This window comes from Gardnerella vaginalis (assembly GCF_001563665.1).
GTDB classification, from domain to species: Bacteria; Actinomycetota; Actinomycetes; order Actinomycetales; family Bifidobacteriaceae; genus Bifidobacterium; species Bifidobacterium vaginale_A.
The window spans coordinates 142,803-157,055 of the sequence record NZ_KQ961853.1; the positions used below are offsets into that span (position 1 = coordinate 142,803).

The 14,253-nt window shown below is 38.6% G+C and carries 14 protein-coding genes and 2 tRNA genes; 4 read left to right on the plus strand and 12 right to left on the minus strand.

Annotation, left to right across the window (positions count from 1 at the left end; translation table 11 throughout):
- Positions 1 to 8: 8 nt before the first annotated feature.
- Positions 9 to 1,889: a translation elongation factor 4 gene (gene lepA / locus HMPREF3230_RS01545; RefSeq protein WP_075523228.1), complete on the minus strand. Its 1,881-nt coding sequence runs from the start codon at positions 1,887 to 1,889 to the stop codon at positions 9 to 11.
- A 258-nt stretch (positions 1,890 to 2,147) separates the two neighbouring features.
- Here lepA and rpsT point away from each other — a divergent pair, with 258 nt between their 5' ends.
- The 3 genes from rpsT to HMPREF3230_RS01560 all read left to right on the plus strand — a co-directional run bounded on the left by rpsT (position 2,148) and on the right by HMPREF3230_RS01560 (position 4,007).
- Positions 2,148 to 2,408, plus strand: coding sequence for a 30S ribosomal protein S20 (rpsT, locus tag HMPREF3230_RS01550; RefSeq protein WP_075523229.1), 261 nt, complete (start codon positions 2,148 to 2,150; stop codon positions 2,406 to 2,408).
- A 155-nt stretch (positions 2,409 to 2,563) separates the two neighbouring features.
- On the plus strand, positions 2,564 to 3,655 hold the full coding sequence (locus tag HMPREF3230_RS01555; RefSeq protein WP_075523230.1) for a hypothetical protein: 1,092 nt from the start codon (positions 2,564 to 2,566) through the stop codon (positions 3,653 to 3,655).
- A gap of 279 nt (positions 3,656 to 3,934) precedes the next feature.
- A tRNA-Ala gene (locus HMPREF3230_RS01560) sits at positions 3,935 to 4,007 on the plus strand.
- 193 nt (positions 4,008 to 4,200) lie between these two features.
- Here the strand turns inward: HMPREF3230_RS01560 and HMPREF3230_RS01565 are convergent.
- Entirely contained in the window at positions 4,201 to 5,190 is a 990-nt protein-coding gene (locus HMPREF3230_RS01565; RefSeq protein ID WP_075523231.1) for a DMT family transporter, read from the minus strand.
- A gap of 332 nt (positions 5,191 to 5,522) precedes the next feature.
- Here HMPREF3230_RS01565 and HMPREF3230_RS01570 point away from each other — a divergent pair, with 332 nt between their 5' ends.
- On the plus strand, positions 5,523 to 5,927 hold the full coding sequence (locus HMPREF3230_RS01570; protein WP_075523232.1) for a pyridoxamine 5'-phosphate oxidase family protein: 405 nt from the start codon (positions 5,523 to 5,525) through the stop codon (positions 5,925 to 5,927).
- 149 nt (positions 5,928 to 6,076) lie between these two features.
- Here the strand turns inward: HMPREF3230_RS01570 and HMPREF3230_RS01575 are convergent, their stop codons facing one another.
- The 10 genes from HMPREF3230_RS01575 to HMPREF3230_RS01620 all read right to left on the minus strand — a co-directional run bounded on the left by HMPREF3230_RS01575 (position 6,077) and on the right by HMPREF3230_RS01620 (position 14,217).
- Complete coding sequence (locus HMPREF3230_RS01575) at positions 6,077 to 6,526, minus strand: DUF3021 family protein (protein ID WP_075523233.1); 450 nt, start codon at positions 6,524 to 6,526, stop codon at positions 6,077 to 6,079.
- Positions 6,527 to 6,640: 114 nt separating this feature from the next.
- A complete protein-coding gene (locus HMPREF3230_RS01580; RefSeq protein WP_075523234.1) occupies positions 6,641 to 7,162 on the minus strand; it encodes a LytTR family DNA-binding domain-containing protein in 522 nt (173 codons plus the stop codon).
- A 188-nt stretch (positions 7,163 to 7,350) separates the two neighbouring features.
- A complete protein-coding gene (locus HMPREF3230_RS01585) occupies positions 7,351 to 8,172 on the minus strand; it encodes a histidine phosphatase family protein (protein ID WP_075523235.1) in 822 nt (273 codons plus the stop codon).
- 9 nt (positions 8,173 to 8,181) lie between these two features.
- On the minus strand, positions 8,182 to 8,595 hold the full coding sequence (gene rsfS, locus HMPREF3230_RS01590) for a ribosome silencing factor (RefSeq protein WP_075523236.1): 414 nt from the start codon (positions 8,593 to 8,595) through the stop codon (positions 8,182 to 8,184).
- 32 nt (positions 8,596 to 8,627) lie between these two features.
- The gene (gene glmU, locus HMPREF3230_RS01595) at positions 8,628 to 10,037 is read right to left on the minus strand and encodes a bifunctional UDP-N-acetylglucosamine diphosphorylase/glucosamine-1-phosphate N-acetyltransferase GlmU (protein WP_075523237.1); all 1,410 of its coding nucleotides are present in this window, start codon (positions 10,035 to 10,037) and stop codon (positions 8,628 to 8,630) included.
- Between the two features lie 117 nt (positions 10,038 to 10,154).
- A tRNA-Gln gene (locus tag HMPREF3230_RS01600) sits at positions 10,155 to 10,225 on the minus strand.
- A gap of 171 nt (positions 10,226 to 10,396) precedes the next feature.
- Positions 10,397 to 11,419: a ribose-phosphate diphosphokinase gene (locus HMPREF3230_RS01605; RefSeq protein WP_075523238.1), complete on the minus strand. Its 1,023-nt coding sequence runs from the start codon at positions 11,417 to 11,419 to the stop codon at positions 10,397 to 10,399.
- 81 nt (positions 11,420 to 11,500) lie between these two features.
- Positions 11,501 to 12,268 carry a nicotinate-nucleotide adenylyltransferase gene (nadD, locus tag HMPREF3230_RS01610; protein ID WP_075523285.1) on the minus strand — a complete coding sequence of 256 codons (768 nt, stop codon included), beginning with the start codon at positions 12,266 to 12,268 and terminating at the stop codon, positions 11,501 to 11,503.
- A gap of 73 nt (positions 12,269 to 12,341) precedes the next feature.
- A complete protein-coding gene (locus tag HMPREF3230_RS01615) occupies positions 12,342 to 12,872 on the minus strand; it encodes a phosphoribosylglycinamide synthetase (RefSeq protein ID WP_075523239.1) in 531 nt (176 codons plus the stop codon).
- Between the two features lie 4 nt (positions 12,873 to 12,876).
- Positions 12,877 to 14,217 (minus strand): glutamate-5-semialdehyde dehydrogenase, encoded by a 1,341-nt coding sequence (locus HMPREF3230_RS01620; protein WP_075523286.1) that lies wholly within the window; start codon positions 14,215 to 14,217, stop codon positions 12,877 to 12,879.
- Between the last annotated feature and the right edge of the window lie 36 nt (positions 14,218 to 14,253).

Genomic DNA, 14,253 nt, shown 5'->3' on the forward strand with positions numbered 1-14,253 from the left:
AACACACATCAGCCTTCAGATTTTTGAGCAGCGCGAATCTTATCTTTAGTATCTCTGTCGTTTGCACTTTCATCTGTTGACAATGCTGCAACGAATGCTTCTTGAGGAACTTCAACATGACCAAGCATCTTCATTCGTTTCTTACCAGCTTTCTGCTTTTCAAGTAGCTTGCGTTTACGAGTAATATCGCCGCCATAACACTTTGCAAGCACATCTTTACGAAGAGCACGAATAGTCTCACGCGCGATTATACGAGATCCAATTGCAGCTTGTATTGGAATCTCGAACTGCTGACGTGGAATAAGACCACGAAGTTTCTTAGTCATCATAACGCCATATGAATAAGCTTTATCGCGATGCACAATCGCACTAAAAGCATCAACTTTATCGCCTTGAATAAGAATATCGACCTTAACTAAATCAGCAGATTGCTCACCATCTTCATGATAATCAAGAGAAGCATAACCTTTCGTACGACTTTTAAGTTGATCGAAGAAGTCGAAAACAATCTCCGCAAGAGGTAGTCGGTAATGCATTTCCACGCGATCGGAACTAATGTATTCCATTGTTCCCATCTCACCTCGATGCTCTTGACATAAGTCCATTACAGCGCCAATAAATTCTTTCGGCGTAATAATATCAGCAGCAACCATTGGCTCAATAATTCGCTTAATCTTGCCTTCTGGGAATTCGCTAGGATTCATTACATGATGCTCTGTTCCATCTTCGCTTGTCACGTCGTAAGTCACGTTAGGAGCAGTAGAAATAAGATCCAAGCCAAATTCACGACTTAAGCGTTCAGAAACAATCTCCATATGAAGAAGTCCTAAGAATCCACATCTAAAACCAAAACCTAACGCAACTGACGTTTCAGGCTCGTAAATAAGAGCAGCATCATTAAGCTTAAGCTTATCAAGAGCATCTCTAAGCTCAGGGAATTGAGCGTTATCAATCGGGAACAAGCCTGCATAAACCATAGGCTTTGGATCACGATATCCTTCTAAAGGCTCAGTCGCAGGATTTGCAGCAGAAGTAATAGTGTCGCCAACTTTAGACTGGCTAACATCTTTTGCACCTGTAATAACATAACCTACTTCTCCAGCTCCAAGCGCCTTAGTAGGAGTCATGTCTGGGCTAATAACACCAATTTCAATCGGATCGTGCGTCATGCTAATGCCCATCATATGAAGTTTTTCGCGCGATTTTAATTCTCCATCAACCATACGAATATATGTGACGATTCCGCGATAAGAATCATAAACAGAGTCAAAAATAAGAGCACGAGCAGGAGCAGCTGGATCGCCATGCGGAGAAGGAACTTCTAACACAATTTGATCTAGCAAATCCTTCACGCCTTCACCAGTTTTTCCAGAAACTCTTAGAACATCTTCCTTCTTGCAACCAATAAGACCAGCTATTTCTTCAGCATGTTTATCTGGCTCAGCGCTAGGTAAATCAATTTTATTAAGAACAGGAATAATAGTTAAATCATGATCGATTGCCATATAAAGATTAGAAAGAGTCTGTGCTTCAATCCCCTGTGTTGCATCAACAAGCAATACAGCACCTTCACAAGCTGCAAGCGCGCGCGAAACTTCATAAGTAAAATCAACATGTCCTGGAGTATCAATCATTCCAAGAGAATACTCTTTGCCTTCAAAAGTCCATGGAACTCTCACAGCCTGAGATTTAATAGTAATACCGCGCTCTTGCTCAATATCCATACGATCTAAGAAACGATCTCTCATCTCTCGCTCTGGAACTATTCCGGAAAGTTGCAAAATACGATCAGCTACAGTAGATTTGCCATGATCGATATGCGCAATAATGCAGAAATTGCGTATCAACGATTGATCCGTAAATCCTGGCTGGTTATGCGATGTAATCAAAGCAAATATCTCCTTCTATACGTGCTAATAAGTCAAATACGATGCAACATAGTAAAATTTATAATCACAAATATAAGAATATGTAATCCAAAAATTCACAACTATGCTGCAAGTAAACTATATTACCTTAATATTAGTCATTTGCGAACAATATGAAATTATCTACACTAATCAATTTCATAAAAACAATTTATCCTACAATCATGCTATGCTTTCCCTCTGTATGTCCTTATATAGCAAACGTCGTTTGGAGTAACAGTGGCAAACATCAAGTCGCAGAAGAAGCGCGTGCTCACTAACGAGAAAGCGCATAAGCGTAACGTAGCCGTTAAGTCGGCTTTGAAAACCGCTATCCGCGCTACTCGCGAAGCTATCGCCGCCGGTGACAAAGCTTTAGCTGAAACTGCTTTCGCAGTCGCAGCTAAGAAGCTTGACAAGGCTGCAGGTCGTGGCGTGATTCACAAGAATCAGGCTGCTAACCGTAAGTCTGCTCTCGCCCTCGCGATTAACGCTCTGTGAGGTTCGTGCATGTAACTGCATGCAGACTAGAGTTTATTGCAATCCTCGTTACTTAAATGTAGCGAGGATTCTTTTTATAATTATTAGTTGCATAATTGTGTATAATTCTTTAGTATTATCAGCGTTACATAATAATTTCGTTTAAGGTAGTACTCGTGAAGAACTTCTTCAAAGGCATATCATTTATACAAGTACTCGCAGGCTCTCTTGCAGCAGTAACATCACTCTTATTGTCGTCAAAAATCGGAATAGCAGGATCTGTAATTGGAGCTGCAATAGGTTCAATAGTATCTGCTGTAGCATCGCAATTTTATCAAAATCTTATACGTGCTTCAAAAGAAAAAATCCAAAACCTGAGTCGCACATCTAATAAAATAGACGACACTGAGATTATGCAAACAATTGGAGATGAAAACATGACCAATATTGCAAACTTAGTAAATGACAGTAATAACAATAATAAAACACATAAAGCACGAACGATTAGCTCAGAAGCGCATGAAGAAAGTATTAACAACACTCGCGTTATGGAACTTGCATCAATTCGAGAGCAACGCGAAGAAGATATGGAACTTTCAGAGGGTTCAGATGAGCCTATTGCACTTTCAAAAGCACTACAAAATTCACAAAATTATACAAATTCATATAATCGCAATAATTTATACAATAACGAAAACAGCAATAGCGACATAGCCGAAAATAAATATAAAAAATTGGTAATAATTGTAGCAATATTAAGTGCTTTAGTTGCTGTGATTATAACAGCAGGAGCAATATTATTATTAACTCAAGGAAAAGGCACAGATAACATAAATCAGCCTATAGAACAACAAAATACGAATCAAAATCAGAAGAATTATAAACAAAAGAAAAATCAGGAAGGAAATAATACAGAAAATCCTTCAAATAATGATTATGAGGATTCAAACGATTCTAACGATTCACACGAAAAATCTAAAGATTCTGAATCTGGATCAGAATCGAATACTAATAATAGTACAACGCGTAATAATGAAAATGATCCAAATCATAGTTCTCAAACAGATGCAAATGGACAATCTAATGGAGAAAGTTCTACAGAGGATTCTTCCGGATCTCAATCATCTTCAGAATCCGGATCTCAAGATGACTCTTCAGGATCTATTGGAGGATCTGGAAGCTCATCAGGATCTATTGGAGGATCTAGCTCATCTTCAGGATCTGGAAGCTCCTCTACTAAAGGAAACTCTGGAACAGGTAGTAACTAATATGCCTAAAAGCAATTGATTAAATGATTAAATGATTGTGTAATTAGGTAATTTAGTAAGTGGATGATTGATTGATTAAATTGATTGATTGATTGATTAAATAAATAAATCTTAAAGTGAAAGAAATAAAAACAATAGTAAAAAAAAACGAAAATATATTAAGAATACTAGCAATTGCATCTACGACTAGATATAAAACTATACGACACGCCGCATTTGGATAAAGAGAAGATTTGTTGTATTCTATCAAAGGTTCGTTTGAACTGTATATTTAAAAACGGGGCTATGGCGCAGCTGGTAGCGCATCTCCATGGCATGGAGGGGGTCGGGGGTTCGAATCCCCCTAGCTCCACAACAGGGTTTCTAGCAAATCACTAGGAGCCCTTTTTCATACTAAAAGCCCTTGAAATATCAACATTTTAAGCAAAAACAGAAACAAACTTATAAAGTTATTCAGCGTTTTCGTTCGTAGAAAATAAAAAAATGCTTACAATCCAAAATCTGGATTGTAAGCAAAACAATGTTACAAAACTTAAGATTAGCATTTAAGTTACAGGCAACAATGCAACACAATCTTTCTCTTTCGTATTATTTTGAGTATTCTTAATAATCTTTTTATGCGCTATATGCTCAGAAAGACTAGCAAGCAAAATAGCAGCAAAGATTAAAGCAAACCCAACAAAAGCCATATAAGTTACACGCTCACCATAAAGCAAACTTGAAAAAACCAATGTAAACAAACTCTCTGTGCACATAATTACAGAAGCATTAGCTGTAGAAAGATAAACAAGACTATAATTTTGCATAATCTGCGCAACTACAGTTACAACAACAATCAAATAGAACATATTGAAAATAGTGCCTAATTGAGTGCATTCACTAAAGTTTGGTAATGGCTCACTAATAACAGCTCCAGCTAAAAATAGAACTCCTGAAACAACGAATTGACCAAAGGTTAATGTTATAGGATTATATTTTCGCGAATAATAAGCCAAAAAAGTAAGATTAAACGCGAATGCAGCAGCGCACGCTAAAGTCAAAAGATCACCATTAGAGAATGCTAATGCGAACATACCTGGCTTCAAAGCAACAAAACCAACACCTACTACGCACGTGAAAGCTGCAACAATGCCTAGAACAGTAGGCTTCTTTTTAATAATAAGCCATGCAGAAAATGGCGCAATCACACAATACGCGGCAGTAAGAAATGCACTTCTACCAGGATCAACCCAACGCAAACCTTCAGTTTGCAATACAAGCGTTGCGTAATACGTAATTCCTGTTAATAAAGAAGGAATAATCAACTTAGACGTAAAAGTTTTACGAATAGTCTTAAAGAAAATCACGCCCATTATTAAGCATGCGCCGATCATGCGCACACCCATAAGCCATTGAGGGTGAAAAACATTAAGAGCATATTTTGAAGAAACATAGCTACCGCCCCAAATCGCAGCACAAGTTAGCAACATGATTCGAGCAATATTTACGCTCATTCGATTAGACTGCCTTGGTTGAACATCATTCTGTATACTCATGTCACTCCTTCCAATTCTATGCCTTAAATTTTTCTTTAAGTTGGCAAAAATGCTTTATAAAATCATAAGAATATACACAAATAAAGGAAAAGTACAGCTCTTCAGCGTTTTTTTGTAAAATTTCCGAAATTTCACCCCAAACAACAGTCGTATTATGTAAATAGACTTTATATATTTCGGAATCGGTGATTTATATCACAACTTTGAAATTTTTTACGTTAAGCTCTCGTATACAATCCACAATAAGCGTAATGTATCAATAAAGATTACTTGTAACTTAATTGCATAAAATAAATATAATGAATGCAATTGAAAATATAGAAAGGAATATTATGGCAAAGCTCACAGATGATATGAAAGATTTTATTGCAAATAATTTAGCTTGGATCGCAACGATTAGTAAAGATGGCGAGCTTGATTTAGGGCCAAAAATGTCTATGTTCGTACTTGATGACAATCACCTTGCCTACCATGAACGCACTGCAGGACAGCATTTTAAGAACTTACAAGACGGAAGCCAGCTAGTAGTTGCGTTTGCTAATTTAGCAGAAAAGAAAGGCTATCGCTTCCGCGGAACTGTAACTCTTCACACAGATGACGCGATTTACGAGGAGCAAGTGCGAATTGCAGAAGAAAAAGGCACAAAAAAGCCTGCAGCAGTTCCAGTTATGGAAATTAGCGAAATTCAAGATTTAACTTCTGGAGCTAATGCAGGTAAAACAATAACAAAAGACTAATTCTTAAAAATTATATTGCAAAACGCCGAATTAGTACGTTTTCAACAAGCGTCATACAATATCGAGTGGCGTTCGTCCTCAAAGGCGAAGATGAACACCACTCAATTCTTATTCGACTATTCTTATTCGACTATTTAGTTGTAACTAATTTACTTATTTTCTTTACGCAATGCTTGCAATCTAGCGTTCATTTCTTCCGCTTTCTTCTTCTCGAAGTAATAAATTATTGCAGCAATCGCAATCGGGAAAATAACAGTGAACGCAATCCATCCGCAAATCACAGCTGGCTCATCTTTGAATGAAATCCACCCAACAATCACAGACACAATAAATTGAATAGCAATTGGTGGAACTAGTGCAAAAACGAACTTTGCAACATTTGACATGCGATCATTCGACCAAAAAATAGCAAATACTCCATAGCCTATGCCTATAACAAACGATGCAACAGCATAAGACGCAATTCTGTTTCCAACCGCGCTATGAGCTAATAGGCTTGAAATAAAAGACATTACTGTAAAAATAATGCATCCTATGCTAATGCCTTTAACAATGTTTTTTACAATTGTTTTTCCTATTGTTGCAACTTGCTTTTCCATAATAATCGCTTCCTTTTTAAGTATTAAAATCTAGTATTAAAATCTAGTATTAAAAAATCAGTATTAAAATTTTGATAGTTTTATATTTGACTACATTCGTTATTACGTTTATAACTACATCCCTAAGCGCTTTTTGAATGAGCTCAAGCATCTGCGACTAATCCACTCAACGCTTCCATCGTCCATTTTTACGCTCATACTTCCACCGAATCCTGGATCGACTCGAACAATGCGATTCAAGTTCACGATTGCGGATTTAGATATGCGCACAAAAGACGCAAATTGCGGATTGTCGAAATCCATTAGGCGCTTGTAAGACACACACTCGCCTTTATCACTGTGGATGATTACGCGCGAATTTTCAACGCAAATCATAATCACATCTGGCTCGTGCATAACAATAATCGAATCGTTAATATAACCATATATAAATGAATTACTGTTGCTATTTGCCGCATTCGCAGTATTATTTTCAGTGTTCACAGTACTATTATCAGTGCTGCTTGCTTTTGCATTTTTAGAATCAACGCTTTGCAACTGAGCTATGATGCGTTTAAGATTGTCGTCAATATTGTGAACCGACAATTGAGCGTGCTGCTCTTCTTCTGGCGGCACAATAGCAATCGTTACTTTCATCAAGCCTCCCTTCCGTATGCTACCGTTGCTACCGTTAGCGTTTACTAGCTTTTGCTAACTTTTCTTAGCGTTTACTAGCTTTTGTTTTGTAATTTTGACTATACGGCACTGTAAATAGTCTGTCTTTACAAAATCGCTAAACGGTAGCTTTTGGAATATAAGTGGCAAAAAAGAAGATATTATGACACTTAAGCTGCACCCCAAATGCGTATAAGACGTTGGCTTGTAGGATCTGCTGCAGGACCTTGATCGTAAGCATCCAAACGCCAATGAATTGAACCATCCGCGTTAAGACTTGGAATTAAACGCGCCCAGCGGCCGTTTCCCATTCCACCAATCGTCTTATAAGAAGGATCTACTTTATCTAATCCAAGTAACTTATGAACAGTTTGCGAAAGACAAGAGCCGTGCGAAAACACTAGTAAATCTCGATCCGATCCGGTTTTGCGCGCCCATTGTTCAACAGTTGCAGCTGCGCGCTCGCCAACTTCTTGCTTAGTTTCTGCACCGTGCTTAAGCTCTCCGCCTTCGCCTTTTACCCAAGCGTTAAAATCTTCCGGCCATTTTTCGCTAATCTGCTGGCGGTTAAGTCCTTCCCACTCGCCAAAGAAGCGCTCGCGCACGCCATTTTCAACGTGCACATTAAGCCCAATCTTATCTGCAAAAGCGTGAGCTGTTTGCTGAGCGCGAATAAGAGGAGAAACAATAGCAACAAAACTTGCATCTGCTTCTTCTGGAGTAATACGCACGCGCTCTTCGCTATTTGGATCCTTTGGATCTTCTAAATCGGAAGCTCCAAAAAGCACTCGCAAAGCTTTACCAGAACGAGTCACTTGATCTATTCCCGAATCATCTAAAGCAATATCAATCATTCCTTGAAGACGAAATTGAGCATTATAAGGCGTTTGACCATGGCGAATAAGCATAACAGAACGCGCAAGTCCTTCATGAGAGCTGTTTAAGTTCGTATTATGACAAGCTTTAGCAGCGCTTTCAACAAAATCCACCATTACTTTGCACTACCTTTCAGACTCTTGATTATCGCCATACGCATCATCTTCACTATGGTCTTTAAGTTGCAAATCTATAGCAGGGCAATCATTCCATAAACGCTCTAAGCGATAAAATTGACGAGCTTCCTCATGCATAATATGAACTACAAAATCACCAAAATCAAGCAAAATCCATTGCGCTAACTCCAAGCCTTCTCGAGATATTGGTTTACGCTTGTTATCTTTTAAGTACAAGTCTTTTTCGACTTCTTCAGCAACAGACAATACTTGACGCTCATTTGAAGCTGAAACAACAAGCATAGCATCTGTAATTCCAAGCAAATTGCTAACGTCAAAAGCTTGGCAATTAGTAGCTTTTAACCTATCAGCTGCTTCAGCAGCAATACGGATAGCATTTACAGAACTTTCTAAAGCTGTCATAGTTATTTTTCTCCTTAACTAGCACTCCTTAACTAGCGCTCCCATGCAGGCTTCCAACCTTCTACAACATGCTGAGTATTCTCAGAATACACCATTGAATCCGCTGGAACATCGTGACGCACAACAGATCCTGCACCTGTTGTAACACCGTCTGCAACAGAAACAGGAGCAACAAACAGATTTCCCGCTCCAACATGCACATTAGATCCAATAGTCGTATGGTTTTTATGTACACCATCGTAATTTGCTGTAATCGTGCCACCGCCAATATTCGTGTGCTCACCTAAATCAGCATCACCCATATAGCTCAAATGTGGAACTTTCGTACCATTCCCAATATGAGCTTTCTTCATCTCAACAAACGCGCCAGCTTTAGATTCTTCGCCAAGAACATTTCCTGGACGCAAGTACGTCCATGGGCCAATATTAGCACCGCGGCAAATATGCGATTCTTGCACACGCGAGCGCTCAACTGTAGCATCTTCATCAACTCTAGCGTCAATAAGAGTAGTATAAGGTCCAACTACAGCACCACTTGCAACGACACTATGACCTTGCAAAAAACTTCCAGGAAGAACTGTTACATCTTTAGAAAGCACAACATCATCTTCAATCCAAGTAGTATCTGGATCTAAAATAGTCACACCTTTAAGCATCCACTTCTCGCATACTCTCTTGTTATAAGCTTTTGAAAGAACAGACAACTGAACGCGAGTATTAACACCTTCAACACTTAAAGGATCTGGAGCAGCCATAGCTCCAACACGCCCAAGAGTGCGAGCGTGCTCTAATGCATCAGTCAAATAAAATTCTCCTTGCGCATTTTGAGAATTCAAATTAGCTATTGCATCAGAAAGAACTTGTGCATCGAAGACATATACTGAAGTATTAACTTCATGTATAGCTAATTCGTTTGCATTAGCATCCTTGTGCTCAACAATACGCAAAACATCTCCATTAGCTTCGCGAACAATACGGCCATAACCAGTTGCATCATCTAAAACTGCTGTAAGAACAGTAGCAACATTGCCATGGTTTTTATGGAAATCAATCAACGACTGTAGTGTTTGAGTATCAAGAAGCGGCATATCGCTTGCAGCAATTAAAACAGCGCCTTGCAAATCTCCATTTCCACTGTTCTTCTTAGCTTCGTTAAGATCTTTCATAGCACATTGCACTGCCCTACCAGTTCCTGGCTTATCGTCTTGATTCACTATTCTCGCATTAGCGTTATAACTCAAAGCAGCTGCAGAAACACGCTCAGCTTGAGCATGGACTACTACTGCAAGCTGCGCAGGATTTACTCCAGACATAGCATCCATTACGCGATTTAAGAAAGTTTTACCAGCAAAAGAATGTAATACTTTAGGAGTATCTGAACGCATGCGCGTTCCATCACCTGCAGCTAATATAATCGCAGCAGCTACTTTATAATCTTCCACTCATGCTCCTTGCTTAAAGTCATTTTTACTTTTCTTTCATTCTATTACGAATTATCGCATGATATCTATAAAAGAATAAAAGCGCCGCCTGGAAAACCAAGTAGCGCTTAAAACAAGCTCCCTCACCTGGATTCGAACCAAGACTAAGGGTTCCAAAGACCCGTGTGCTGCCTTTACACCATGAGGGAACGGCGGAAAAAACCGCCAAAACTCAATTATGCCACAATATCATAAAACGTCAAATTGGCGTGGCGCGTCACCTTCTAGTATTTATTTTTATATATTTTCCAGTGCATTACAGTAACCTAAAAGCACTTTTGAATACTTCATAAAATAAAAACACTAATCTAACTTAATTTTTACGCAAACAAGAAACCTTGACCGTGATGTTCAGGATAAGTATCGAATAACTTTGCAACAGATCCATCTTCAAACACTGCTTTAATTGCACTAGCTAAAAGTGGAGCAATAGAAAGAACAGTCAAACCATCCCAACGCTTGCATTCTGGAATTGGAACAGTGTCAGTCAAAACTACCTCGCGAGCGCCACAAGATTTCAAACGCTCTATAGCAGGACCAGAAAGCACGCCATGAGTTGCAACTACAGTCACAGACTTAGCTCCAGCATCCTTCAACACGTTGCAAGCACCAGCAATTGTTCCAGCTGTATCGATCAAATCATCAACCATAACACAATCGCGTCCTCTAACATCGCCTACAACCCTATTCGCAACAGCTTTATTAGGGCAAGTGATATCTCGAGTTTTGTGCACAAAAGCTAATGGACCGCCACCTAAACGCTGTGCCCACTGTTCAGCAACTCTAATACGACCAGCATCCGGAGAAACTACAGTAACATTATCTAAATCATCACGGAAACGATCTCGCACGTAATCAACTAGAACAGGCATTGCAATCAAATGATCAACAGGACCATCAAAAAAGCCTTGAGATTGAGCAGCGTGCAAATCAACACTCATAATACGATCAGCACCAGCTGTCTTCAATAAATCAAACATCAAACGGCAAGAAATAGGCTCACGCCCACGATGCTTTTTATCTTGACGAGAATACCCTAGCAATGGGCAAACAGCAGTTATAGATCTAGCTGAAGCACGCTTCAAAGCATCAATCATAATCAACTGTTCCATAATAGATTTATTAACAGGATCACAATGGCTCTGTAAAACGAATACATCAGTACCACGCACAGACTGCGTGTATCTAACATACATTTCACCATTAGCGAAATCATATGCCGTAGTTTCCAACACTTCGATACCAAGCTGAGATGCCACATCACGAGCAAGTTTCGGATGGGCACGACCGGTAACAAGAACAAGGTTTTTATCTGGCTTTCCTTCAAGGATTATGCTCACCATATCTCCAAACGCTAGTTCGCTGAGTTGAACTTACTTAATACTAGCCATTTGCGAAGACGAAAGCGACAAGCCAATAAACACCTAACTTTTCACATATAAACCGTGCTTAACAATATATTGCACTACTCCATCTGGAACTAAATACCATACTGGTTCAGAATTTTGCGCGCGTCTACGAACATCAGTTGAAGATATAGCCAAGGCAGGTATTTCCAAAATATCAACAGGAAGATGTTTTGAATCACTATTTGCTATATCGTCAATAGACGAAATATTCATATTTGCAGCACGAGGAACTAAAGGAGAATGAGAAGAAGCTAATTTTTCAGGTCTAGAATATCCAGGACGAGTTACAGCAACAAATCGCGCTAAATTCCACATCTCACGAGCGTCTTTCCATTGCATAATTTCTGCAATAGCATCAGCACCTGTAATAAAGAACAATTCTGCATCTGGATGTTGAGAATGAATATCTTTTAAAGTGTCAATAGTGTAAGTAACACCAGGTCTGTCAATATCTACTCTAGAAACAGTGAATTTAGGATTTGAAGCAGTTGCAATTACTGTCATAAGATAACGATCTTCAGCATTTGTAACTTTTTTATCAAGCTTAAAAACAGGCCTACCTGTAGGAACGAAAATAACTTCGTCTAAATCATAAACCCAAGCAACTTCAGACGCTGCAACCAAATGCCCATTGTGAATAGGATCGAATGTTCCACCCATAATTCCAATACGCTGACGCGCGTGAACATTACCCCTAGTTGATTTACGCATAGAATTAGCTGTTGCAACAGTAGGTGGTGCAGATATAGCTTTATTTAAATCCCCTTGAAATAAATCCGACATTCGCCGGCAATCTTCACGAGTTGAATTACAACTAGTATCTAAAAAATAATTAGGACTCGTAGAAGAAGAGGAATCATGACTCATGCGATTCGTCTTCTTTCTCTTCCAATCGAGTTTCATTTTTAACTTCTGAAGCATCATTTGCACTATCAGGATCGATGTTGCCCATTTCTTCATTCCATTCATCTGTAACAACACGCTGTATTTCAGCGAAAGTAGGAAGAGGGAAATTAGGCTGGAATATACCGCGAATCTTAGCAACGTTATTAGTTATTTCTACTAACATATCAGACATTCTGTCAATGTCACCAGAGCGCTCAAACTCACTAAATGAAGCAATATTATCTTCCATTAAACGCATAGTTGTATAAACTTCTTGCATTGATGAATCATCTGGAGGCATAATAACGTCATTATCATCACCTTCAGGCCATCCCATAAGAACAGCATCAGCATATTCCAACGATGAACGAGCAGAAGCTGATGAAATACCATCTTCAATTTGCACTAGAAAAACATAACGAACTATTGACAAACGTTGCGCAGCAACGTCTAAAGATTCTAAAGGAGTTAAATGAGAATCCTTTGCTTTTTCATCAACCATATTCTTACAATACCTCGCCTAATGACCTTATTTGACCATCTCCATACCCAATCCACTTAGTTGTTGTCATTTCACGCAATCCCATTGGACCGCGTGCGTGCAATTTTTGCGTAGAAATACCAAGCTCCGCACCAAAACCAAACTCTGAGCCATCTGTAAAACGCGTAGAAGCATTTACCATAACTACTGCTGAATCGACATTAGAGATAAAACGTTGAATAGTTTCATAATCTTCTGCAATAACTGTTTCAGTATGACCAGTTGAATATTTTGCAATATGACAAGTCGCATCAATATCATCTTCTACTATCTTTACTCCCATATCTAAAGACAAATATTCGCGATTCCAATCTTCACAAGTAGCATGTTCAATGTTCAAGTCAGAAATATTAGAAGATTTCAGAATATTATAAGATTCATTGTCAGCGTGTAATACTACGTGATATTCAGCTAAAGAAGATGCAATTTTAGGCAAGAAATCTTTCGCTATATCTTTATGTACAAGTAATTTTTCTGCAGCATTGCACACACCAACACGCTGTGTTTTTGAATTTATAATAATTGGTATAGCTTTTTCAAAATCTGCACTTTTATCTACATAAATGTGAACATTTCCAGCACCAGTTTCAATAACTGGAACAGTCGACTCTTTAACAACTGCAGAAATAAGATTTGAACCACCTCTTGGCACTAAAACATCAATATAACCATGTGCATGCATCATTGCTTTAGCACCTAGCCTACCTAAATCATCAACTGATTGAACTATATTTGCATTGTAATTTGATTCTTTTATAACAGATTGAATCACAGAAATACTAGCGCTGTTAGTATGCTGTGCAGCACTTCCACCACGCAATAAGACAGCATTACCAGATTTAATACATAAAGCTATAACATCAAGAGTCACATTAGGTCGAGCTTCATAAATTACGCCCATTACTCCTATAGGAACACGTACTTTAGAAAGACGAATCCCATTAGGTAACGTATATCCTTGAACGATTTCACCAACAGGATCTTGCAATTGCGCAATCTTAAACACACCTTGAACCGCTTTTTTAATACGTTCCTCGTCAAAAAGCAACCTATCTAGTTTGCCAGCGTCCATACCATTATTCTTAGCTTCACTCATATCTATTGCATTTGCTTTTGCAATATATTTTGCAGAAGATTCTAAGCGTTCAGCAATTTTTACTAACAATTTATTTTTAGAACAAGTATTTACATGAGAAAAATCTCTTTGAGCTTTTCTAGCGTCAATAGCACGATTATTTACTAGATTATCAGCACGCAACTCTTCCCCATTACTTGCATGCAACTCTTCCCCATTATCTGAAGGCATACTGCTGAAACGATTAACACTAATAGACTCTTCACC